At 72.4% G+C, this 21,171-nt stretch carries 18 protein-coding genes; 6 read left to right on the forward strand and 12 right to left on the reverse strand.

Going from position 1 to position 21,171, the window contains the following annotated elements:
• The first annotated feature begins 71 nt into the window (after window positions 1-71).
• The gene (locus tag ACSYGN_RS03550; protein WP_460391702.1) at window positions 72-722 is read left to right on the forward strand and encodes an SRPBCC family protein; all 651 of its coding nucleotides are present in this window, start codon (window positions 72-74) and stop codon (window positions 720-722) included.
• A 202-nt stretch (window positions 723-924) separates the two neighbouring features.
• Here the strand turns inward: ACSYGN_RS03550 and ACSYGN_RS03555 are convergent, their stop codons facing one another.
• Complete coding sequence (locus tag ACSYGN_RS03555) at window positions 925-1,425, reverse strand: metallophosphoesterase family protein (RefSeq protein ID WP_460391704.1); 501 nt, start codon at window positions 1,423-1,425, stop codon at window positions 925-927.
• A gap of 202 nt (window positions 1,426-1,627) precedes the next feature.
• On the opposite strand from ACSYGN_RS03555, the gene ACSYGN_RS03560 reads away from it, so the two are divergent.
• Both ACSYGN_RS03560 and rfbC read left to right on the forward strand, forming a co-directional pair.
• Window positions 1,628-3,598: a glycosyltransferase family 2 protein gene (locus ACSYGN_RS03560; RefSeq protein WP_460391706.1), complete on the forward strand. Its 1,971-nt coding sequence runs from the start codon at window positions 1,628-1,630 to the stop codon at window positions 3,596-3,598.
• A gap of 4 nt (window positions 3,599-3,602) precedes the next feature.
• On the forward strand, window positions 3,603-4,193 hold the full coding sequence (gene rfbC / locus ACSYGN_RS03565; protein ID WP_460391708.1) for a dTDP-4-dehydrorhamnose 3,5-epimerase: 591 nt from the start codon (window positions 3,603-3,605) through the stop codon (window positions 4,191-4,193).
• 272 nt (window positions 4,194-4,465) lie between these two features.
• On the opposite strand, the gene ACSYGN_RS03570 is transcribed toward rfbC, so the two are convergent.
• The 6 genes from ACSYGN_RS03570 to ACSYGN_RS03595 all read right to left on the reverse strand — a co-directional run bounded on the left by ACSYGN_RS03570 (window position 4,466) and on the right by ACSYGN_RS03595 (window position 10,354).
• Entirely contained in the window at window positions 4,466-5,269 is an 804-nt protein-coding gene (locus ACSYGN_RS03570; RefSeq protein ID WP_460391710.1) for a class I SAM-dependent methyltransferase, read from the reverse strand.
• Window positions 5,266-6,147, reverse strand: a complete 882-nt coding sequence (gene rfbD / locus ACSYGN_RS03575; RefSeq protein ID WP_460391712.1) for a dTDP-4-dehydrorhamnose reductase — start codon at window positions 6,145-6,147, stop codon at window positions 5,266-5,268. The genes ACSYGN_RS03570 and rfbD overlap by 4 nt, the downstream gene beginning before the upstream one ends.
• Window positions 6,147-6,302: a hypothetical protein gene (locus tag ACSYGN_RS03580; RefSeq protein ID WP_460391714.1), complete on the reverse strand. Its 156-nt coding sequence runs from the start codon at window positions 6,300-6,302 to the stop codon at window positions 6,147-6,149. The genes rfbD and ACSYGN_RS03580 overlap by 1 nt, the downstream gene beginning before the upstream one ends.
• On the reverse strand, window positions 6,299-7,366 hold the full coding sequence (locus tag ACSYGN_RS03585; RefSeq protein WP_460391716.1) for a glucose-1-phosphate thymidylyltransferase: 1,068 nt from the start codon (window positions 7,364-7,366) through the stop codon (window positions 6,299-6,301). The genes ACSYGN_RS03580 and ACSYGN_RS03585 overlap by 4 nt, the downstream gene beginning before the upstream one ends.
• Before the next feature lie 153 nt (window positions 7,367-7,519).
• Window positions 7,520-7,795: a hypothetical protein gene (locus ACSYGN_RS03590; RefSeq protein WP_460391718.1), complete on the reverse strand. Its 276-nt coding sequence runs from the start codon at window positions 7,793-7,795 to the stop codon at window positions 7,520-7,522.
• 102 nt (window positions 7,796-7,897) lie between these two features.
• Entirely contained in the window at window positions 7,898-10,354 is a 2,457-nt protein-coding gene (locus ACSYGN_RS03595; RefSeq protein ID WP_460391720.1) for a SpoIIE family protein phosphatase, read from the reverse strand.
• Window positions 10,355-11,086: 732 nt separating this feature from the next.
• Between ACSYGN_RS03595 and ACSYGN_RS03600 the strand changes: the two genes are divergently transcribed.
• Entirely contained in the window at window positions 11,087-13,225 is a 2,139-nt protein-coding gene (locus ACSYGN_RS03600) for a SpoIIE family protein phosphatase (RefSeq protein ID WP_460391722.1), read from the forward strand.
• Window positions 13,226-13,504: 279 nt separating this feature from the next.
• Here ACSYGN_RS03600 and ACSYGN_RS03605 read toward each other — a convergent pair whose 3' ends face one another.
• The 3 genes from ACSYGN_RS03605 to ACSYGN_RS03615 all read right to left on the reverse strand — a co-directional run bounded on the left by ACSYGN_RS03605 (window position 13,505) and on the right by ACSYGN_RS03615 (window position 16,018).
• A complete protein-coding gene (locus ACSYGN_RS03605; RefSeq protein WP_460391724.1) occupies window positions 13,505-14,842 on the reverse strand; it encodes a S1 family peptidase in 1,338 nt (445 codons plus the stop codon).
• A 261-nt stretch (window positions 14,843-15,103) separates the two neighbouring features.
• Window positions 15,104-15,631 (reverse strand): SRPBCC family protein, encoded by a 528-nt coding sequence (locus ACSYGN_RS03610; RefSeq protein WP_460403197.1) that lies wholly within the window; start codon window positions 15,629-15,631, stop codon window positions 15,104-15,106.
• A gap of 18 nt (window positions 15,632-15,649) precedes the next feature.
• Window positions 15,650-16,018 (reverse strand): ArsR/SmtB family transcription factor, encoded by a 369-nt coding sequence (locus tag ACSYGN_RS03615; protein WP_460391726.1) that lies wholly within the window; start codon window positions 16,016-16,018, stop codon window positions 15,650-15,652.
• Between the two features lie 195 nt (window positions 16,019-16,213).
• On the opposite strand from ACSYGN_RS03615, the gene ACSYGN_RS03620 reads away from it, so the two are divergent.
• Window positions 16,214-17,719 (forward strand): MFS transporter, encoded by a 1,506-nt coding sequence (locus ACSYGN_RS03620; RefSeq protein ID WP_460391728.1) that lies wholly within the window; start codon window positions 16,214-16,216, stop codon window positions 17,717-17,719.
• A 242-nt stretch (window positions 17,720-17,961) separates the two neighbouring features.
• Window positions 17,962-18,393 carry an STAS domain-containing protein gene (locus ACSYGN_RS03625; protein ID WP_460391730.1) on the forward strand — a complete coding sequence of 144 codons (432 nt, stop codon included), beginning with the start codon at window positions 17,962-17,964 and terminating at the stop codon, window positions 18,391-18,393.
• 385 nt (window positions 18,394-18,778) lie between these two features.
• Here ACSYGN_RS03625 and ACSYGN_RS03630 read toward each other — a convergent pair whose 3' ends face one another.
• A complete protein-coding gene (locus ACSYGN_RS03630; protein WP_460391732.1) occupies window positions 18,779-19,201 on the reverse strand; it encodes a protease inhibitor in 423 nt (140 codons plus the stop codon).
• 299 nt (window positions 19,202-19,500) lie between these two features.
• On the reverse strand, window positions 19,501-21,054 hold the full coding sequence (locus ACSYGN_RS03635; protein ID WP_460391734.1) for a ricin-type beta-trefoil lectin domain protein: 1,554 nt from the start codon (window positions 21,052-21,054) through the stop codon (window positions 19,501-19,503).
• Between the last annotated feature and the right edge of the window lie 117 nt (window positions 21,055-21,171).

A 21,171-nucleotide genomic window follows, 5' to 3' on the forward strand; every position in this document is an offset into this window, starting at 1 on the left:
ATCCGGGGGACGAGAGCGGGAGTCCAGGGGGACGAGAGCCGGAGTCGGGGGGACGAGAGCGGGAGGAAGACATGGAGCTGCACCACGAGTTCAGCGTGCCGGTCCCGGTCGAGGAGGCGTGGGACATGCTCCTCGACATCGAGCGGGTGGCGCCCTGTATGCCCGGCGCGACGGTCGAGGCGTTCGACGGCAAGACCGTCGTCGGCTCGGTGAAGGTCAAGGTGGGTCCGATCACGGTCACGTACAAGGGGACGGCCGTCTTCGAGGAGCAGGACGACGCCGCGCACCGGATGGTGCTGGTCGCCAGCGGGCGGGAGACCCGCGGCCAGGGCACCGCGCGGGCGACGGTGACCAGTTCCCTCGTCGAGCGCGACGGCGGTACGACGGTGTCGGTGGGCACCGAGCTGACGGTGACCGGGCGCCCGGCGCAGTTCGGGCGCGGGGTGATGACGGAGGTGGGCGACCGGCTGGTGGGCCAGTTCGCGGACTGCCTGTCACAGCGGCTGACGGCCCCGCCGCAGGAGCCGGAACCGGCGGCGGCCACCGCCTCGACGGCCACGGCGGTTCCGCTGCCGGACGCGTCCGAGACGGAACCCCTGGACCTGTTCCGGGCGGCCGCGGTACCGGTGGCCAAGCGCGCCGCGGTGGCACTGGTGGCCGCCGCCGTGATGGCGTGGGCGGTGACACGGGTGGCACGCCTGTGCCGACGCGGGCGGGACTGAGCCGGGACTCCTGGCCTCAGCCGGGACTCCGGGAATCCTTTTCCGCATCCGGTGGTGTGAGCCGCGCCGACCGGGGTAGGCGCGCGCCGTCGGAACATTCTTCACGCGGGAAGGAGGTCCGTGATCACACGCACTCGCAACGCCCGGGCCGCTTCTCCGGCGAGGAGCGGCCCGGTGCGGTTCCCGAGGTGGGGCAACGGGCTCAGCGCGGCGGCAGCCGGTGCAGTTCCACCTCGGTGAGAGCCCCGTCGGCCACCGTAGCGGTCAGATAGGTGCAGTGCGGCTGACGGCGCCGGTCGGTCGGTGACCCCGGATTGAGCAGCCGCAGCCCGGAGGGTGCCGTCGTGTCCCAGGGGATGTGGCTGTGCCCGAACACCAGGACGTCCAGACCGGGAAAGCGCGCGGCGCAGCGGACCTCGCGGCCCTGCGCCGGCCCCGTCTCGTGGACGACGCCGAAGCGCACACCGTCCAGCTCTGCGTACGCCACCTCCGGCAGCCGCGCCCTCAGGTCGGGCCCGTCGTTGTTGCCGTGCACCCCGATCAGCCGCCGGCTGCGGCTCTCCAGCAGGTCCAGCGTGGCCGTGTCGACCCAGTCCCCGGCGTGGAACACCACGTCGACGCGCGGCAGTTCGGCCAGCAGCGGGGTGGGCAGTGTCTTGGCCCGGAGCGGCACATGGGTGTCGGACACGATCAGCAGACGCACCACGCCAGCGTAGGCCGATTCCCGTGGACGGCCGTCCGGCCGAGATCCGCGAGTTCCCGGCCACGACCGACGCATCGCGATGACACGGTGACAGGCTGCGACCGTTCGAGGTGAACCTGCCGCACCGGGCGGGTTAGCATGCGGGGAACGTACTGTGTACGAACACACAAACGGGCAGCGCACCAAGGGGGATTGGACCCGCATGCCGGTCAGAGTGAGCGTCGTCGTTCCGGTCTACAACCCGGGGCCGTACATCGAGGACTGTGTCGCCTCGATGCTGCGGCAGTCGCTGCCGCCCGACGAGTTCGAAGTGATCTTCGTCGACGACGGCTCGACCGACGAGACCCCGGCCCGCCTCGACGCGGTCGCCGCCGAACACCCCCATATCCACGTCGTCCACCAGGAGAGCTCCGGCTGGGCGGGCAAGCCCCGCAATGTGGGGATCGCCGCCGCACAGGGCGAGTACGTGATGTTCGTCGACAACGACGACTACCTCGGCGACGAGGCCCTGGAGCGGATGTACGCGTACGGCGTCGCCCACAAGGCGGACATGGTCGTCGGCAAGATGGCCGGCCGGGGCCGCTCCGTACCGGTGGAGCTGTTCCGGGTGAACCGGCCGCACGCCACCGTGGAGAACGCCCCGCTGTTCGACAGCCTCACCCCGTACAAGATGATCCGCCGGGAGTTCCTCGAACGCACCGGGCTGCGTTTCCCGGAGGGCAGGCGGCGGCTGGAGGACCATGTCTTCGCCGCCGAGGCGTTCCTGCGCGCGGACACCATCTCGGTGCTCTCCGACTACGTCTGCTACTACCACGTCAGGCGCGACGACGGCTCCAACTCGAGCTTCCAGCGCTTCGACCCGGTCGGCTACTTCAAGAACCTGCGCGAGGCCCTCGACGTCGTCGAGCGGTACACCGAGCCGGGCCCGCTGCGCGACCGGCTGTACCGCCGCTGGCTGCGCGTGGAGATCGTGGACCGGATGCGGGGCCGCGGGCTGCTGACGAAGCCCGCGGACTACCGGCGGGAACTGTTCGACGAGATGCGCGGCGTCGTCACGGAGCGCTTCGGCCCCGGGGTGGCGGCCGGGCTCCCGCCCGCCCAGCGCATCGTCGCCGAGTTGATCAGGGCGGGCCGCTACGACGACGTGGTGGCCTACGCCGAGTGGGAGTCCTCCGTGACACCGAGAGCCGTGCCCGGCACGGTCGGATGGCACGACGGCAGGGTGCGGATCGGCTTCGACACCGAGTACACGGCCGCAAAGGCGGCGATGACCTTCCCGGTCGGCGGGGAGCGCACGCCCGTCGAGGGCGCGCCCGGCCGGCTGGACGAGGCCGTCGAGCGGCTCGGCGCGGACGCCGAGGCCGCGTTCGGGAAGGCCCGCGCGGACCTGGTGCTGCGCGAGCGCACCACCTCCGCGTCCCACTTCCAGAAGGTCGACATCACCCGGGAGCGTGTCCCGGCCGGTATGGACGGCCGCGTCCGGCTGGTGCTGCACTGCACCGCCGATCTCGACCCGGCGACCGCCGCGGGCGGTGCCCCGGTGCACGAGGGACTGTGGGACCTGTACGTCCGCCTGACGGTGGGCGGCCGGACCAAGGAGTGCCGGCTGGGACCGGCCCCGCAACCGCACCGCCCCGAGCCGCCCGCGGGTGTGATCGCCGGGCGGGTCGTCCTGCCGTACTGGACGACGTCGCACGCCGATCTCTCCCTGGACGTGGACCGGGCCGTCAAGTCCCTCGGCCTGGCCCGTCTCACCCCCGAGGACATGACCGTCACCGGCGGATGCCTGACCGCACCGCTCCCCCTGTACGTCCCGCGGAGCACCGACGTGCTGCTGCGGCTGACCGGCACCGCGTCCGGCCGGGTCGTGGAGGTGCCGGGCACGCTCACCCCGGGCGTCGAGGGGACCGGCGCGCTGCTGACGACGTCCGCGCTGCCGCTGGACGAACTGACCGCGGCGTCCTGGCGTACGGCGGTCTGCCTCACCCCGGCGTCGCAGCCGGCGCGGTTCCTGACGCTGCCGCCGGTGCTGCGGGTCACGCGCTCCGGGGAGGTACGGGCGCTGCGGCCGTCCTCGGCGGGGCTCACGCGGCGCGTCGTACGGCGGCTGCGGAAGCTGATCGGCACGACCCTGGGCCGGACGGGGCCCGGGTCGGGTACCGGAAGGGTGTGACGCGGTGCGATCACTGGGCATTGAGGGCGCCTGGATCCTGGAGCCGAAGGTGTTCCCGGACGAGCGGGGCAGCTTCCACGAGTGGTACCGGGGCGAGGAGTTCCGCGAGGCCACCGGGTACGACCTGACGGTCGCCCAGGCCAACTACTCGGTGTCGCGGCGCAGCGTGGTTCGCGGGGTGCACTTCGCGGACGTGCCGCCCGGCCAGGCGAAGTACGTCAAGTGCGTGAGCGGTGCGGTGCTGGACGTGGTGGTGGACATCCGGGTCGGCTCGCCGACGTTCGGGCAGTGGGAGGCCGTCCGGCTGGACGACGACACCCACCACGCGGTGTTCCTCGCCGAAGGCCTCGGGCACGCCTTCATGACACTCTCCGACGAGGCCACGTTCGTGTATCTGTGCTCCACGGGCTACTCCCCCACCCGTGAGCACGGACTGCACCCGCTCGACCCGGCCGTGGGCATCGCATGGCCGGACGGTGTGGACCCGGTCCTGTCCGAGAAGGACGCCGCCGCGCCCACACTGGCCGAGGCGCAGCGCGCCGGCCTGCTGCCGGTCTACGCGGACTGCGCCGCGCACTACGCGCGGCTTCGCTGAGCGCTCGGCTGGAAGCGCCGCGATGTGTCCTCTGTCGTTTGTCGTCTGCGGCACCATCGTGGCTTGTCGCGCCCACGCGGCGGAGCCGCAGATCGGTACAGCCCCGCGCCCCTTCAGGGCGCTGCCGGACCGCAGCGGACGTCGCCTGACCTGCTTAGGACCCCGGCAGATCATGCCGGACAGTCCCTGGTCTGAACGCCACATACGGCGGGCCCGGCACCAGGAAGGTGCCGGGCCCGCCGCGTGTCGTGCGGACTGCGATGCGGCCCCGCTCAGCGCACCGAGTTGAGCGGTGCCAGTGCGCGCCGCAGCGGCTCCAGGCCCCTGGCGCGCTTGGTGCCCCGGTTGCGGGCCACGACCAGCGGCTTCCAGAACCCGGCGCCGATCAGATCCTCCGGCTTCACGGCCGTGGTGCGCTCCAGGATCGCCTCGGGCACCTTCTGCGGGTCGGGCACCTCGAACTCGGCGATGATCTCGTCGTACTTGTCCTTCAGCACCGTGTTGTCCGGGTCGGCGCCGAAGACCACCAGCTGGCCGGTGGGCGCGGTGTCGACGAGGACGGTAACCAGGTCGGGGCGGTGCCGGTTGAGGATCTCGATCAGCTTGTAGACGTCACCGGTCCAGGCGTCGGTGTGCCGGTCACGGGCCGCCTCGTCGACACTGCGCGGCAGCATGTCGTCGAAGACGATCACGCTGGCCCAGTCGGAGTGCTTCTCGATGTTGATGAAGTCGCGCAGCGCGAACTCGAAGAGATGCATGCCGTCGATGAACGACAGGTCGAGCGTGGTGCGCTGCCAGTAGCCGAACGGGCTGCGGTTGCGGGCGATGTTGCGCAGCGGATGACGGCCGCCCTTGAGGTGGCCCAGCGGGTTGTCCCGGGCGAAGAAGTTGTCGCTGGTCGCCTTGGCCAGGTGGACATCGCAGCGGATCTCCGAGACCACCTTGAACGCGGGGTCGATCGCGATACTGGGCACCCTGGAGAGCGTCAGGCTTCGGCCGTCGTTGACGCCGATCTCCAGGTAGTTGCGGTTCGCGGTGACCTTGTGGAGCTCCCGGAGGAACTCATGACGCTTCACGACAGACTCTCCTTGCGGATCAGGGGCAGGGCTTCGTGCAAAGCGGACCGCCAGTCTCGCGGCGGGGTGAGACCGGCCTCCGGCCACCGGTGGTGGCCGAGGGCGCTGTAGGCCGGGCGAGGTGCCGGTCTCGGGAAGGCCGCGGTACCGGTGGGACGCACCCGGGCCGGGTCGGCTCCGGCGAGCCGGAACACCTCGCGGGCCAGGTCGTACCAGCTGGTCTCGCCGGAGCTGGTGGCGTGGAAGACGCCGTGTACGGCGTCGGGCCGGCACAGCCGGGCACCGAGGTGTACGAGACGTTCGGCCACGTCGGCGCTCCAGGTCGGCTGGCCGCGCTGGTCGTCGACGACGTCGACGGTGTCCTTGCGGGACTCCAGGTCGAGCATCGTGCGGACGAAGTTCGGTCCGTGCACGCCGTAGAGCCAGGCGGTGCGCACGACGACGCTCGCGTCCGGGAGCTCCTCGAGGACGGCCCGCTCGCCGGCGAGCTTGGTGCGGCCGTAGGCGGTGCGCGGGCCGGTGGGGTGGTCCTCGGGGTAGGGCGTGTCGCGGGGCTCGCCGGAGAAGACGTAGTCCGTGGAGACGTGCACGAGCTTCACGCCGTGCTCGGCGCAGGCGCGGGCCAGGACGCCCGGGCCGTCGCCGTTGACGGTGAGGGCGGTGGCCTCGTCGGTCTCGGCGGCGTCGACGGCGGTGTAGGCGGCGCAGTTGACGACGACATCGAACCGGTGCTCGCGGAAGGCTTGGGACACCGCGTCCGGGTCGGTGATGTCGAGAGCGGAGCGGTCCGGGCCGACGACGAGGTTGCCGCGGGTGAGGAGTTCCGCGACGACGTCGTGGCCGAGCATGCCGCCCGCCCCGGTGACCAGCCAGCGCATCACGCCACCTGCCCGGTACGGCGCTCGAGCGGTTCCCGCCGGGTGAGTCTGCCGAGCACGGCGATACGGGGCGCGCCGGGGCCGTCGGCGGCCAGCGGCACGCGCACATGGGTGGGGCCGATGAACCCGGCGGCGCCGGTGACGAGGAGGTTCATGAACGGATCTGCACTTTGCTGTGGTCTCCGAGGACGAGACGGTGGGAACTGGGGACGCCGGTCGCCGGGGTCACCCGGGTGTGCCGGCCGATCAGCGAGGACTCGATCCGGCCCACCCCGTCGATGGAGGAGTCCCGCAGCACGATGGAGAACTCCAGCTCGCTGTCGGTGATCCGGCAGTTCTCCGCGACGGAGGTGTAGGGGCCGATGTAGGAGTCGGTGATCTCGCTGCCCGCGCCGACCACGACGGGGCCGACGATGCGGGAGTTGACGACGCGGGCGCCGTTCTCGATCACCACACGGCCGACGGTCTCGGACGCCTCGTCGACCTCGCCGTCGATGCGCCGGTCCAGGGTCTCCAGGACGGTCCGGTTGACCTCCAGCATGTCCTCGACGTTCCCGGTGTCCTTCCAGTAGCCCTTGATGATCGTGGAGCGTACGTCGGCACGGATGTCGATCAGGTGCTGGACGGCGTGGGTGATCTCCAGCTCGCCGCGCCGGGACGGTTCGATCGCCCGTACGGCGGGGTGGATCGCCGGGGTGAAGAGGTAGACGCCGACCAGGGCGAGGTCGCTCTTGGGCTGCTCGGGCTTCTCCTCCAGGCCGACGACCTGGCCCTGCGCGTCGAGTTCGGCGACGCCGAAGGCGCGCGGGTCGGGCACCCGGGTGAGGAGGATCTGGGCGGCGGGGCGATGGGCGCGGAACTCGTCCACGAGGTCGGTGATGCCGCCGACGATGAAGTTGTCGCCCAGGTACATCACGAAGTCGTCTTCGCCGAGATAGTCACGGGCGATCAGCACGGCGTGCGCCAGGCCGAGGGGTCTTTCCTGGGATATGTAGGTGATGTCCAGCCCGAAAGCCGAACCGTCGCCGACCGCTTCCCGGATCTCGTCGGCCGTGTCGCCGACGATCATCCCGACCTCCGTGATCCCGGCCGCGGCGATCGATTCGAGCCCGTAGAAAAGCACGGGCTTGTTCGCCACCGGCACGAGTTGCTTGGCCGAGGTGTGGGTGATGGGTCGCAGCCGTGTGCCTGCGCCGCCTGAGAGCACCAGAGCCTTCATCTGCTTCACCCTAGCGGTGATCTTCGTCTCCTGTCCGGCTCCTTTGCGGCTTCTTTGTTACGAAAACCTCGCCTTGGCACTACGAAGAGGCATCAAGTGGAAGTCGGGCCGGTTACTCCGAGCGGGTGACGGGGCACGTTGCGCGGTCGCCGGTCACGGCTGCGGGGGTGCCGTGGCGGCCTCCTCGACGTCCGCCTCGACGTCGGTGCGCGGGCGTCCCTCGTCCCTGGCGTACTCGTTGATCGCGGTCTGCGCGTCCCTGGCCAGGTCCCGCCAGGCCCTCACGGCCGTCTCGTACGTCTCGGTCTGCGCCTCGGTCCACGACTCGTGCGCGGGCGAGCCGTAGGCGTTCCGCAGCTCGTTGACCTGGGCGTGCGCCGCGTCGGCCGCGCGCTGCTTCTCCACGATTTCTTCGAAGGTGTGCGCCACGGTCCCAAAGCCAACCATGCGCGCGGGCGCACGCCCGCCCCGACCTGCCGAAACGGCTCGCACGGATACCCGAGTGGCGGTGTGCTCAGCGCTCTTGCGGTCTCACGGCGTCAGGGCCAGCTCGCTCCACACCTGTTTTCCTCCGCTCACCGGGACCGTGCCCCACACCACCGACACGGCCTCCACCAGGAGCAGGCCGCGGCCTCCGGTCGCCTCCCAGCCGATGCTGGTGGGCTTGACGGGGGTGCGCGGCGAGGCGTCGGCGACGGCGACGCGCAGCCGCTCGTTGACCAGGGTGAGATCGAGACGCACCTGGCCCTCGGTGTGCACGAGGGCGTTGGTGACGAGCTCGGACACCACGAGCAGGACGGCGTCCATCACGTCGTCCGTCACGCCCCAGGAGCGCAGTGTGCGGCGGCTGAAGCGGCGGGCGTGCCGTGCGGCCTCCGGCACCCGCCACACCGTCCAGCTCTCCCGCTGCGGGCGGGCGGCCATGCCGTCGTAGCGCATCAGGAGCAGGGCCACGTCGTCGCTGCGGCGGGCGTTGCCGAGCAGGGCGTCGGCCACCGGGTTGAGGCGGGCGGGGTCGGACCGGGCGAGCTGGTCGGCGAGGCGGTCCATCCCGGTGTCGATGTCCTCCTCGGGGGACTCGACGAGGCCGTCCGTTGTCAGAGCTATCAGGGTGCCGCGCTGGAGTCTGAGCGGGCTCATCGGGAAGTCGGTCTGCGTGACCACGCCGAGCGGCGGGCCGCCCTCCGTGTCCGGGATCTCGGTGCTGCCGTCGGGGTGGCGCAGCACGGGCGGCAGATGGCCGGCGCGGACGTACCAGGCGGAACCTTCCTCCATGTCGACGTCGACGTAGCAGCAGGTGGCGAAGAGGTCGGTCTCCATCTCCATGAGGAGCCGGTTGGCGTGCGAGACGACCACGTCGGGCGGGTGGCCCTCGGCTGCGTAGGCGCGGAGGGCGGTGCGCATCTGGCCCATGAGGGTGGCGGCGGCCGCGCTGTGGCCCTGGACGTCACCGATGACGAGGGCGACGTGGTTGTCGGGCAGCGGGATCACGTCGTACCAGTCGCCGCCGACCTCCAGACCCGCGGTGGTCGGCAGATAGCGGGCGACGGCGACCCCGCCCGGGAGTCTGGGCAGGCGGCGCGGCAGCAGCTGGCGCTGGAGCATGCCGACCAGTTCGTGCTCGGCGTCGAAGGCACGGGCCCGCATCAGGGCCTGTCCGGCGAGACCGGCGGCGGCGGTGAGCAGGGCGCGTTCGTCGGGGGCGAAGTCGTGGGGGGCGGTCCAGCCCATCAGGCAGACCCCGACCGTCCGGTTGCCCGCAGCCAGCGGCAGAACGGCGAGGCCGCCGGGGCCGACCTGTTCCAGGGCCGGTTCCAGGAGGGCACCGGCGGGCCAGATCCGGGCGCGGCCCTCGCGCAGGGCGGCGGCGAGGGTGGGCATGTTGTGCAGCGGGGCGTCGGGCCACTCGCTGCGCCACTCCAGCCGCCACAGCAGCGGCCAGCTGTCGGGCTGCGGCGGGTCGAGCACGGTGACGACGAGCCGGTCGCCCTCCAGTTCGGCGAGCGCGATGCGGTCGGCGCGCAGCGGCCCGCGCAGCGTGGAGACCATGGCCTGGCCCACGTCCCGCACCGTGCCGGCGGTGGCGAGGGCGGCGGCCAGCCGCTGGACACGCCCGACATCGGTGGCACCGGCGCGCGGCATGGACGCGTCGGCGACGGTGCCGACCAGGCGCCCGGGGCGGCCCTCCCCGCTGGGCAGCAGCCGGCCGCGCAGCCGAAGCCATCTTGGCTCTCCGGCGGACTGGAGGACGCGGAACTCCAGCTCGCGGTCGCCGATGGACATGTGGTCGGCCTCCACGACGGACATCAGTGCGGGCAGGTCCTCGGGCACGGTGAGGCCGAGCAGGGTCTCGACCTTGCCGTCGAACGCGCCGGGGCTGATGCCGAACAGCTCCAGGATCCGGCTGCCGACCTCGACCCGGCCGGTGTCCATGGCGAGGCTGAAGGCGCCGGGGGGCAGGTCCCCGGCGCGGGTCCGTTCCGCGGCCACCGGCCAGGAGACGGCGCCGGCTATCAGGGCGATGCACTGGCGGTCCTCGGAGCCGAAGCCGCCGGGTGCCTCGCTGACGACCAGCAGACAGCCGCCGCCGTCAGCGGCGCGCACCGGCAGGGCGGCGAGGTGGAGGTCCCCGGCGGGCATCCGGTGCGACTCGGAGTGCGTGGCGAGCTCGTCGGGCCCCAGCCAGAGCGGCTGCCCGGTGCGGTGGGCCTCGGCCACTGCGGAGCCGCCGGCGACGGGATAGGCGTCCCGCAGCCCGTACAGGGTCCGCGGCAGCCCCGCCGACTCCAGCAGGCACAGCAGATCGCCGTCCTCACCTGGTGTGTATACGGCGGCGAGCGCCGCGCCGGTGAAGACGATCGCCTGTTCTAGGACGCGCCGCAGACGCTCGGGTGAGGCCGGATCAGCCGTGACCGCTTCCAAGGCCACCTCGGCACGCAAGGCCCTCACTCCGCGCACCGCAGCGCCCTCACTGACCACGTTCGCCATTACAGCGCGTATCTGCGGTTGACGCAGCCCCTGCGGGGTCCCTGCGGGGCTTGGGCTGGGGGTGTGTGCGGGGCGGTGGGGCTGGGTGCGGGGCCCGTGGGGCTGGGTGCGGGGCCCGTCGGGCTGGGTGCGGGGTGGGGGGCTGGGTGCGGGGTGGGGGGCTGGGTGCGGGGTGGGGGGCTGGGTGCGGGGTGGGGGGCTGGGTGCGGGGTGCGGGGTGCGGGGTGCTGGGGCTGGGGCTGGGGCCGGGGTTGATAGGCCCGGGGTTGGCGGGGTGCCGGGGCTGGGGGCGGGGCCGGGGTTGCGCAGCCCGGCGCCGGCGGGGTGCCGTCCGCGCCCACCCGTGCCGCCCTGCGGCACGACTGCCCGCGGGCAGCGGGGGTGGGGGCGGCTGCGGCGCGGCTGCCCGCGGACAGCGGGAGGGGTGGGTGCAGCGGCTGCGGCGCGGCTGCCCGCGGACAGCGGGGTGGGGACGGCTGCGGCGCGACTGCCCGCGGATTGCGGGAGGGGTGGGTGCAGCGGCTGCGGCGCGCGGCTGCCCGCGGGCAGTGGGGGTGGGGGCGGCTGCGGCGCGGCTGCCCGCGAATGGCGGGGGCGGGTGCAGCGGCGCGACCGCCCGCGGGCAGCGGGTGGGTGCGGGGCGTGCGGCTGGGGGGCTGCTGTGTCGCTGTGGTGGGTTCGTCGTGCGGTGGGGTGGGGGTGGGGTGAGGCTTGGGGCGGGGGGTCGAGGAGGTGGGTGGTTTGAGCGAGGGGCAGGCGGTCGGGACGGGGCGGGTTCCGGTGGGGCGGCCCGTGCTGTCCCTGGCGCTGGCGGCGATGATGGAGGAGGTGCACGCGCACTCCGGTGCCGTGTATCTGCTGAACCCGGACGAGCCGGTGCTGGAGATGGCGGTGATGGCCGGGCTGCCCCGGCAGTTCGCGGCACCCTGGGAGAGGGTCGGGCTCAGCGCCCCCATCCCAGTCGCGGAGGCAGCGCGGGAGCGGCGGCTGATCTGGGTGGGCGGCGAGGCGGACATGGCCCGCTCGTATCCGCGTATCGCGGTGGTGCTGCCGTACCCCTTCGCGCTCGCCGCCCTCCCCGTGGCGACGGCCACTACGGTCTTCGGCGCCGTCTTCGTGACCTGGCCCGGCGGCCATCCGCCGGAGCTGTCCGACTGGGAACAGGAACATCTGACCGCGGCCTGCGGACGGCTGGCGCTGCGACTGGAGCGGGCCGCGGCGCAGGGCCGCCCGCTGCGCCCGGAACCCGATCTGGTGGGCTCGCCGATGATGGGCATGGCCGGAACGCTGGGCACCGTGGAGGCCGCCAGGATGGTGGCGAGGCTGCCGTACGGGATGCTCTCGCTGGATCTGCACGGCCGGATCGGGTTCGCCAACGCGGCCGCGGTGGATCTGCTGGGCGTTCCGACGGGCAAGCTGCTCGGCACCAAGCTGTGGGGGTCGGTGCGCTGGCTCAACGACCCGGTGTACGAGGACCGTTACCGGGCCGCGCTGCTCAGCCAGCACGTCACGTCGTTCGTGGCGCTGCGGCCGCCCGCGACCTGGCTGTCGTTCCGGATGTACCCGGACACCAGCGGGCTGAGCGTGCGGATCAGCCGGGCCCGCTCGGTGGCTCCGCCGGACCGCCGGGACGCGACGGGCCCCGCCGGCGACGGATCGAGAGGTCTGGTCACCATCTCGAACATGCTGAATCTCGCGGGCGCGCTCACCCAGGCGGCGGGGGTGCAGGACGTCGTCCAGCTGGTGGCGGACGAGATCCTCCCCGCGGCGGGCGGCCGTGCCATGGCGATCCTCGCAGCGCGCGCCGGGCGGATGCATGTGCTGGGCCACCACGGCTACAAGGACACGAACGCGGTCCTTCGGTACGACGGAATGCCGCTGACCGTCCGGACACCGGGCGTGCACGTTCTGAAGGAGGGCGTGCCCGCGTTCTTCGAGTCGCGGGAGCAGCTGGAGCGGCTCTTCCCCGAGCTGCCCGTGGTCCCGGACGGTCTGGAGGCCTGGGCGTATCTGCCGCTGGTCGCCACCGGCCGTCCGGTCGGCTTCTGCGTCCTCGCCTACGCCGAACCGCGCGCCTTCTCCGCCGAGGAGCGCGCGGCGCTCACCAGTCTGGGCGGTCTGATCGCGCAGGCCCTGGAGAGGGCCCAGCTCTACGACGCGAAGCACCGGCTCGCCCACGGCCTCCAGCAGGCCCTGCTGCCGGAGTCGCTGCCCTCCCTCCCCGGGTTCCGTACGGCCGCCCGCTATCTCCCGGCGACCCAGGGCATGGACATCGGCGGCGACTTCTACGACCTGGTGGCCTCCCGGCCGCTGCCCGCCGCGGTGATCGGGGACGTACAGGGGCACAACGTCACGGCGGCCGGGCTGATGGGCCAGATCCGCACCGCCGTACGCGCGTACACGGCCGTCGGCCAGGAGCCGGAGGAGGTCATGGGCAGCACCAACCGGCTGCTGATCGAGCTCGGTTCCGAGCTGTTCGCGAGCTGTGTGTATCTACGGCTCGACCGGGAGCGCGGGCGGGCCGTGATGGCCCGGGCCGGGCATCCGCCGCCGCTGCTGCTGCGCCCCGACGGCAAGGTGCGGGTGCTGGACCTGGCCGGGGGGCCGCTGCTCGGCATCACGGCCTCGGCCCGGTATCCGACGACGGAGGTCGACCTGGCCGCCGGTTCGCTGCTCGCCCTCTACACCGACGGGCTGATCGAGTCTCCCGGCGTCGACATCGAGGATGCGCTGGCAGATCTCGGCGAGCGGCTCGCGGAGGTCGGGGACTGTCCGCTGGACGAGGTGGCCGACCATCTGGTGCGGCACAGCACGGCCGCGCGGGAGCGGATCGACGACGTGGCACTGCTGCTGCTGCGCGCCGAGGAGTGAAGGCCGGCCCGGCCCTCCCGCCGGAGGGCCGGGCCGGGTCCACCGCCCCACCCGGCCGCGGCTGAGCGGCGGGACCGGACCGGTGGGCCGTGCGGCGCGAGGGGGAACGCGCGCGATAGAAGGGCCGGACCAGCGCCCTGAAGGGGCGCGGGGATGTGCCGACATGCGGCTCCGCCGCGATGGGGGTACCTCCCTGCTCGAACGAAGTTGAGAGCTTGGGGGAGCGACCGGCCACGGTGGTGCCGCAGACGACAGACGACACATCGCGGCACTACCCGCTCAGCGCCGGTGGCGGTGCCGGGTGGTGCCGGATGCCGCCGCCTGGTCGGTCGCCGTGGCGGACGGGTCGGCGGCCGTCGCCGACGGGTCCGCAGCCGTCGCGGACGGGTCGGCGGCCGTCGCCGACGGGTCCGCAGCCGTCGCGGAGGGGTCCGCAGCCGTCGCCGACGGGTCGGCGGACGCCGCGCCCGCTCCGCCGCCGAGCGTGGCGCCGGTGGCCTGGAGGGCCGCGGTGACCGGCTGGAAGAAGGTCTCGCCGCCGGTGGTGCAGTCGCCGCTGCCGCCGGAGGTGAGGCCGACGGCGCCGCCGTCCTGGGTGAACAGGGAGCCGCCGCTGTCGCCGGGCTCGGCGCAGACGTTCGTCTGGATGAGACCGTTGACGGTGTCGACGCCGTTGGGGTCGGTCTCGCTCTGGAAGTTGACGGTGGCGTCGAGGCCGGTGACCTGGCCGTTGTGCAGGCCGGTCGTCGAGCCCATCCGGAACACGGTCTCACCGACGGTGGCGTCGGCGGCGGCGGTGATCTGGACGGTCTGCCCGTTGCCGGTGTTGACGTCGCTGGTGGTCTGGGTGTTGGGGTCGTCGTACTTGACGAGCGAGAAGTCGTTGCCGGGGAAGACGGCCTGGTTGACGGTGGCGACCGGCGCGCCGCCCTGGGCGTCGGACCACTGCTTGGCGGCGACCCCGCAGTGACCGGCGGTCAGGAAGGCCGGACTGCCGTCGCTGGCGGTGACGTTGAAGCCCAGGGAGCAGCGCACGGTGCCGCCGGTGACCTGGGAGAAGATGGCGTCGCCGCCGGACACGAAGGTCTTGAAGGTGCCCGCCGACTTCCTCAGCACGGCCGTCCCGGAGCCGAGGCCCTGGACGGTGGACTGCACGGTGTTCCACTGGCTGCCGGTGACGGTGCTGTCGGCGGTGACCACGACCTTGTTCGTCTTCGGGTCGACGGCCCACGCGGTGCCGGGGATGGTGGCCTTGGTCTTCAGCGTCTGTGCGGCGGACTTGAGTGCGGCCGTGCTGTTGGTGACCTCGCGGACCTTGGCACCGGCCTGCTGGGCCTGGGCGACGGCGCTGCTGTCGGCGCCGACGACATTGACGACGAGCTGCTTGGTGGCGCTGTCGTAGTAGGAGCCGGCGAAGGTGTCGCCCATCAGACCGGAGAGCTGCGAGGCGAGCTGTGACGCGTCGCTCGCCTTGAAGGTCTTGGGCGCGGTGCTCGCGGCCGTACCGCCGTCCTGGGAGGCGTTGGCGTTCGGCAGCAGGATCGCGGCCACTCCGAGCGCCGCCACTCCGCCGACGGCTATCGCGGCCTTGCGCTTCGGAATTCGCTTGTGACTCAACCTTCTCGACCTCCTGGGGGACGGGGTCCGTGCCGCCGGCCGGCAGTCGCCTGCGCGTGCCTGTCCGTACGGGTGCGTGTTCGTTCGCTCTTGTTGTGTCGTGCTGGGCGACCGGACAGCACTAGGTACGGGCGGGACAGGAGGTGTGTTCAATTCCGTTTACCAACTCCTTTGAGGCGCAGGCGAATCGGCCGTACGGGGCCACAACGGCGGTGCCCGTAAGGTGACGGTTCGTCACCCTACGGGCACCGGAGAACTGGTTCAGGCGCCGGGCGGCACGGGTGCGCCGGAGGGGACGCCCGCGGCCACATAGGCCCGGTAGATCGGCGCCCAGTCGGCGGCGTCCTCGGAGTGCGGCCCGCGGTGCGGGGCGCCCGCCACCGTGGCGTCGAGCGCGAGGAGGCAGACCTCCCAGCCGCCGCAGTTGCGGGCCGCGGTGTCCGCCGCCTCCAAGACGTTGGTGAGGGTGAAGCGGGTCCGCTTCCCGTCGAGGTCCTCCAGATCGAAGCGGAGTTCGTCGCCGCCCCAGGTGAAGGCCAGATGCCGGGGCGGGTCGACGGCGACGACCGTGCCGGTGGAGTCCTCAGTGCAGGGGTCGCCGCTGTAGGTGACGGTGCCGCCGGCGCGCAGGTCGAACTCGGCGTGGGACGGGAACCAGTGGGCGAGTTCGGCGGGGTCGGTGACACAGGTCCAGACACGGTCCACGGGGTGGTCGTAGACACGGCTGAAGCGGATGGCGGGGCGGCCGTCGTCGAGGGTGAGATAACTGCCGGTCAGGTCGGTGGGCAGGTCTGCGGGCATGACGGATCAGTCCTTCGGGACGGAGGTTTCCGTGCGGTCGTCCGGCGTCTGCGTCGGTGTCTGCGTCTGTGTCTCGTCGAGGCGGCGTCCCAGGGCGTCCAGGCTCCGGTTCCAGAGTCTGCGGTAGGGGGTCAGCCAGGCGTCGAGCTCGGCGATCGGGGCCGGGTCGAGGGCGTAGACGCGGCGCTGCGCGTCCTGCCGTACCCGCACCAGGCCCGCCTCCCTCAGCACCTTCAGATGTTTGGAGGTGCTCGGCTGGCTCAGACCGCATGCCTCCACGATCTCGCCGACGGACCGGGGCGATTCCAGGAGCAACGCCACGATGGCCCGGCGGTGCGGATCGGCGAGGGCGGTCCACAGCGAGGCGTCGGACATAAGTCCAATATGCCTGACCGGTTATATGCCCGTCAAGGAATGAATCGGAGTCCGATGAGAACCCCTAGCGAAACGTTGCCGTTTCGATGGAACTGCTCTAGGCTCGATCTGTACGAAACCGTTTCGTTTAGGTTCCTCTCGACCCCCATCCTTGACCCTCCGTCCCTTCGGACGACTTCCCTGGAGTGGTTCCCGATGCCACAGAAGACCCTCTCCGACCGCGCCTCCGGCAGCGGGGTGCGGGCCGCGCACGACGCGGTTGCCGCACGCCGCTGGTGGATCCTCGCGGTCGTCGCCGTGGCGCAGCTGATGGTCGTGCTGGACGCGACCATCGTGAACATCGCGCTGCCCTCCGCCCAGGCGGACCTCGGCTTCTCCGACGGCAACCGGCAGTGGATCGTCACCGCGTACGCCCTCGCCTTCGCCTCCCTTCTGCTGCTCGGCGGCCGGATGGCAGACCTGTTCGGCCGCAAGCCCGCCTTCCTCGTGGGCGTCGTCGGCTTCGCCGCGGCCTCCGCTCTGGGCGGCGCCGCGAACGGCTTCGGCATGCTGGTCACCGCGCGCGCCCTCCAGGGCGCCTTCGGCGCGTTGCTGGCACCCGCGGCCCTGTCGCTGCTCAACACGACGTTCACCGACGCCCGCGAGCGGGCCAGGGCGTTCAGCGTGTACGGCGCCATCGCGGGCGCGGGCGGCGCCGTGGGCCTGCTGCTCGGCGGGCTGCTGACCGACGCGCTGGACTGGCGCTGGACGCTGTATGTCAACGTGGCCATCGCCGTCGTCGCCTTCGCCGGTGGCTGGCTGCTGTTGACCAACCACCGCGACGCCGCGAACTCCAAGCTGGACGTGCCGGGCACGGTCCTGGTCGCCGCCGGTCTGTTCACCCTGGTCTACGGCTTCTCCAACGCCGAGACCCACGACTGGGGCTCCCCGCTCACCTGGGGCTTCCTGATCGCCGGCGGGGCGCTCCTCGCGGCGTTCGCCTGGTGGCAGACCCGGGCCGCGCATCCGCTGCTGCCGCTGCGCATCCTGCTCGACCGCGACCGCGCGGCCTCCTTCACGGCGGTGCTGATCACGGGTGCCGGGATGTTCGGTGTGTTCCTGTTCCTCACCTACTACCTGCAGCTCAACCTCGGCTTCAGCCCGACGAAGACCGGTGTGGCCTTCCTGCCGATGGTCGGCGCGCTGATGGTGACGGCCCAGGTCGGCACCACGATGCTGCTCCCCAGGATCGGCCCGAAGGCGGTCATACCGCTGGGCTTCGCGATCGCCACCGCCGGTATGGCCTGGCTGACCGGCATCGGCGTCGGTTCGCACTATGCGAGCGCCGTCCTGCCGCAGGTCGTCGTCATCGGCGTGGGCCTCGGCCTGGTGATGCCGCCTGCCATGCAGCTGGCCACCGGCGGGGTCGCCGCCGAGGACGCGGGTGTCGCCTCCGCGACGGTCAACGCCATGCAGCAGGTGGGCGGTTCGATCGGTACGGCGCTGCTGAACACGCTGGCCGCGAGCGCGGCGACCGACTATCTGGCCGGGCGGGACGCGACGAGCAAACTGGTCCGGGCACAGGCCACCATCGAGAGCTACACGACCGCGTTCTGGTGGTCGGCGGCGTTCTTCGCCGCGGGCACGGTGATCGCCTTCCTGCTCTACCGGCGGGACGTGCCGCAGCGGGACGCGGTCGCGGAACCGGTCGTCCACATGTGACGGCCGACGGGCCGCGCGAGCCGTGCAGGGGCCGCCGGGCCGCACGAACCGTGCCGGGGCCGCCGTCCGCAGGGAGACGGCGGCCCCTCCGACACCTCGGTCAAGCCGAATCAGTCAAGTCGATTCGGTGAAATTCACCGCCACGAGTGAACTAGATCTTGCGGACGGCCGTAAAGGGATGCAGCCCCGACGAGCGGGGTAGCTTCCGGGATCACAGTCGGCCCTGCCCCGCTGGAGCGGACATGACTCCGGACATCGACGACCTCACCCCCGGACCGGCCGGGGGCCCGGACACCGAGCCCCGCGACGGCCGCGACAGGCGCAGGCCCGCGCCGAACGCGAACGCCCGCACGTATACGCGCGGCCCCTTCACCGTGGTCCAGGCCGCGGGCGAGATCGACCTGGAGAGCGCCGGGCGGCTCGCCGAGCATCTGGACGCGGCGACCGCACGCTCCGCCCCCGATGTGCTGGTCGATCTGCGGTCCGTCGGCTTCCTGGACTGCTCGGGGCTGCGGGTGCTGTGCCGGGCCGAGGCGCGGGCCGCCGCACGGGGAGGCAGGCTGCGGCTGGTCGGCGACGGCCCGCGCATCCGCCGGCTGCTGCGTGCCGCGGGACTGCTGACGCGGTTCCCGCCGCTCCCCGGCTTTCCCGGTGGTGCCGGGGAGCGGCGGTGATTCCGGGATCCGGCAGGGCGGCCCCACACCACCCTTGCCGGACCCCCCTGCGAGATCGCCGGCCCCCGCGGCGGGGTCCGCACTCCCCGGCGGCGGGCCCCCTCCGGCGTACCCGGGGGGCCGTGCGATCCCGGTCCTGGGAACGTCGTCCTACGACGTGTCAGGACGTCCTGTACCGCTAGGGCGTGTTTCGAAAGTCCCGCCTGCCCTGCGACGCCTGGCACGCACTCCCCCAAGCTCTGACGAGCAGGGGGTGCCCCCGGCTGTGTTGTCGGGATCGCCCACGTACGCCCAGTACGAGGGCGACCCTCCGCCTTGCGATCGCACGCACCAGACGCCGCAGGGCCCGCCCTTCGGGCGGCCGGCGCTACTTTCGAAACACGCCCTAGAACGCGAAGACGGTGCTCCCGTAGGCGTCCTTCTCACAGCTGTTGCCGAAGGTGCGCTCGTAGGAGACGCGCTTGCCCTGCCAGACGCCCTCGGCGGTGACCACGACGGGGTCGTACTGCTTGGTGCACATCCGGTCGTCTCTGGGCGCGATGGCGTCGAAGTCGCCGCCGGCGAAGCGCAGTTCGGCGCAGGCCGAGGCCGGGTCCGGATGGCTGCCGGAGGCGGTCGGGGCGCAGGTCAGGGTGACGGCGCGTTCCGGGGTGGCGAGCGCGGCGCTCTCGCCGTGCCCGACGGTCAGCACCAGGGCCGACGGGGCGTAGAGGGAGTCCGGGGCGGCGACGGCGGCCCCGGCGAGGGGACCGCAGACGGCGGTGGCCGTGAGAGAGACGATCGCTGCCCAGCGCGCGGTGTTCGGCATTGTGTGCATCCTTCCGCTCGGTTCGACGAGGCCCTGAGGACAGGGCCAAGGGCTGCCGCCCGGCCCGGTGGGGCTGCGGCGGCGAGCGCGAGTCTGCCGAGTCCGCGCCCGGAACACACATCGGACGCACATGTTTCGGTAACCTTTTGTATTCAATCAGTGGCGTGAAGTTACGGAAAACGATCGAGTGAAGCCCGGAACCAGGCGCCTTCCGATCGCTGGAAACCGCCAGTTGGCCGAAACCGGCACGCTCGTCAATCGTCCTGAAACATTCCGCCGCCGGGCGCCCGGACGGCCGGCTAGCCGGCTGCCGGAACCCGGACGGTCTGCCAGCGCTGGGCCGGTGAGCCGTCCCGGACCCTGGTGACGATCGGGGCGTCCGGCCGGGCGCTCGCCGAGGTCAGGGCCAGGTCCCGGGTCCAGCGGGGCAGGAACTCGCCCCGGGCGGTGAGGTCGTAGCGCACGTCGTCGCCGCGCGCGGCCTTCGCGGGGGCGCAGCGGCCCAGGATGATGACACCGGCGTCGGCGTGGGAGTCCAGGCACAGACCCGGGGCCGCCGCGCTGCGCAGCAGTCCGTCGCGCTCGTACGACCACTGCTGGGTCGCGGCGGACGAGCACACCGCGAGCGTGGCGTCGGCGCCCGTCTCGGGCTTGCCTCGGATGCCGAGACACAGACCGGCCGCGGACTCGCGCAGCCGGGTCCGGCCGGTGGTGGCATTGGCAGTCGGCGTGGACGGGGAGGCGGTGCCATGGCCGTCGGTGGCGCCCGCGGACGGGGCGGGCGCGGGGCCTGAGCCTCCGTCGGGCCAGAGGCTCAGGGCGAGCACGGTGGCGAGCAGCCCGGCCGAGGCGATACCGACGCCGGCGAGCAGGGCACGGGGCGAGCGCAGTGCCTCCGCCGGGACGAGGATGCGCGGCAGGGCACGGTGCCGGTGCCGTCCACCGCCCGCCCGGCGCGGGCGCCCGGCGGAGCGTGCCGGGGCCGGTCCCGTCCGGGACCGGCGTGCGGTGCGGCCGGGGCGTGAGGCGAGATAGCGGTCGGCGCCCCAGCCGAGCACCGCCTCGGCGAGCAGCGCGCCGAGGCCGGCCTCGAAGTGGCTCAGCTGCTCGGCGGCATACCGGCAGTAGGGGCACGCGTCGAGATGCCGCCGTACCTCCGGCAGGAGTTCGCCGCCGCGGCGGAGGGGGACGTCGAGAAGCCGGTTGTGGAATCGGCATTCCTTGGTCGGCGCGAGTTCCCGGTGGGCGCGGACACAGCCCTCGCGGAATTGTTCCCTGGTCTGTTCGAGAGTGATCACGGCGGTGGCGGTGTCGAGGCCGAGGAGGGCGGCGGGGACGGATATCGGTTCCCCTTCGACCTCGGTGTGCCACAGCAGGCAGCGGGCGGTCGGCGTCAGTCCGTGGAATGCCCGTTCGGCCAGTTCACGGTTTTCCGGCGTCGGGGACTTCACGGTCCGCAGTCCGCGTGCTCCGGCGGGATTGCCGAGTTCGGGAAGCATCCCGGACATCAGGTCGTCGGCGGCCCAGAACCGTACGAGGTCACGCGCCGTCAGCAGCAGCCGGGGCCGCAGCGCGGCGCCGGGTTCGCCCAGTGTCAGCCGGTCGAAGACCTGGTGGAACGCGGCGGCGGTGACCATGTCGGCGGTGCCCGCGGAGGAGGCGAGGCAGATCGCGGCGTAGTCGCGGACCGGCTGCCAGTGGCGGGCGATCAGGGCGGCCGTGGAATGTGTGACCTCGCCGTCAGGGCCGCTTCTCAGCCGGGCGGCGAGCAACTCGTCGGATTCCCACGGTAATCCGCCGTCCGGGGGCGGGAAAACAGAGCGGGGAGACCGAGGGGAGAGCGGGGTGGCCACTGGGCGGATTCCTTTGGTGCGTACCTTCTGGTGCCGCTGGTGCCGCGCGGATGATTCACCCTCGCACACCTCGCTCCGGCCCAACAAGGCACTCGGAAAACATCCGTAACCTTCTAG

Source organism: Streptomyces sp. YIM S03343 (assembly GCF_054729195.1).

Bases quoted from the DNA above. Each gene is read 5' to 3' on its own strand.
- ACSYGN_RS03560 (WP_460391706.1), top strand. From the start codon at position 1,628: ATGCCGGTCAGAGTGAGCGTCGTCGTTCCGGTCTACAACCCGGGGCCG.
- ACSYGN_RS03625 (WP_460391730.1), top strand. From the start codon at position 17,962: ATGACTCCGGACATCGACGACCTCACCCCCGGACCGGCCGGGGGCCCG.
- ACSYGN_RS03615 (WP_460391726.1), bottom strand. From the start codon at position 16,018: ATGTCCGACGCCTCGCTGTGGACCGCCCTCGCCGATCCGCACCGCCGG.
- rfbD (WP_460391712.1), bottom strand. From the start codon at position 6,147: ATGCGCTGGCTGGTCACCGGGGCGGGCGGCATGCTCGGCCACGACGTC.
- ACSYGN_RS03620 (WP_460391728.1), top strand. From the start codon at position 16,214: ATGCCACAGAAGACCCTCTCCGACCGCGCCTCCGGCAGCGGGGTGCGG.
- ACSYGN_RS03630 (WP_460391732.1), bottom strand. From the start codon at position 19,201: ATGCCGAACACCGCGCGCTGGGCAGCGATCGTCTCTCTCACGGCCACC.
- ACSYGN_RS03580 (WP_460391714.1), bottom strand. From the start codon at position 6,302: ATGAACCTCCTCGTCACCGGCGCCGCCGGGTTCATCGGCCCCACCCAT.
- ACSYGN_RS03585 (WP_460391716.1), bottom strand. From the start codon at position 7,366: ATGAAGGCTCTGGTGCTCTCAGGCGGCGCAGGCACACGGCTGCGACCC.
- ACSYGN_RS03550 (WP_460391702.1), top strand. From the start codon at position 72: ATGGAGCTGCACCACGAGTTCAGCGTGCCGGTCCCGGTCGAGGAGGCG.
- ACSYGN_RS03595 (WP_460391720.1), bottom strand. From the start codon at position 10,354: ATGGCGAACGTGGTCAGTGAGGGCGCTGCGGTGCGCGGAGTGAGGGCC.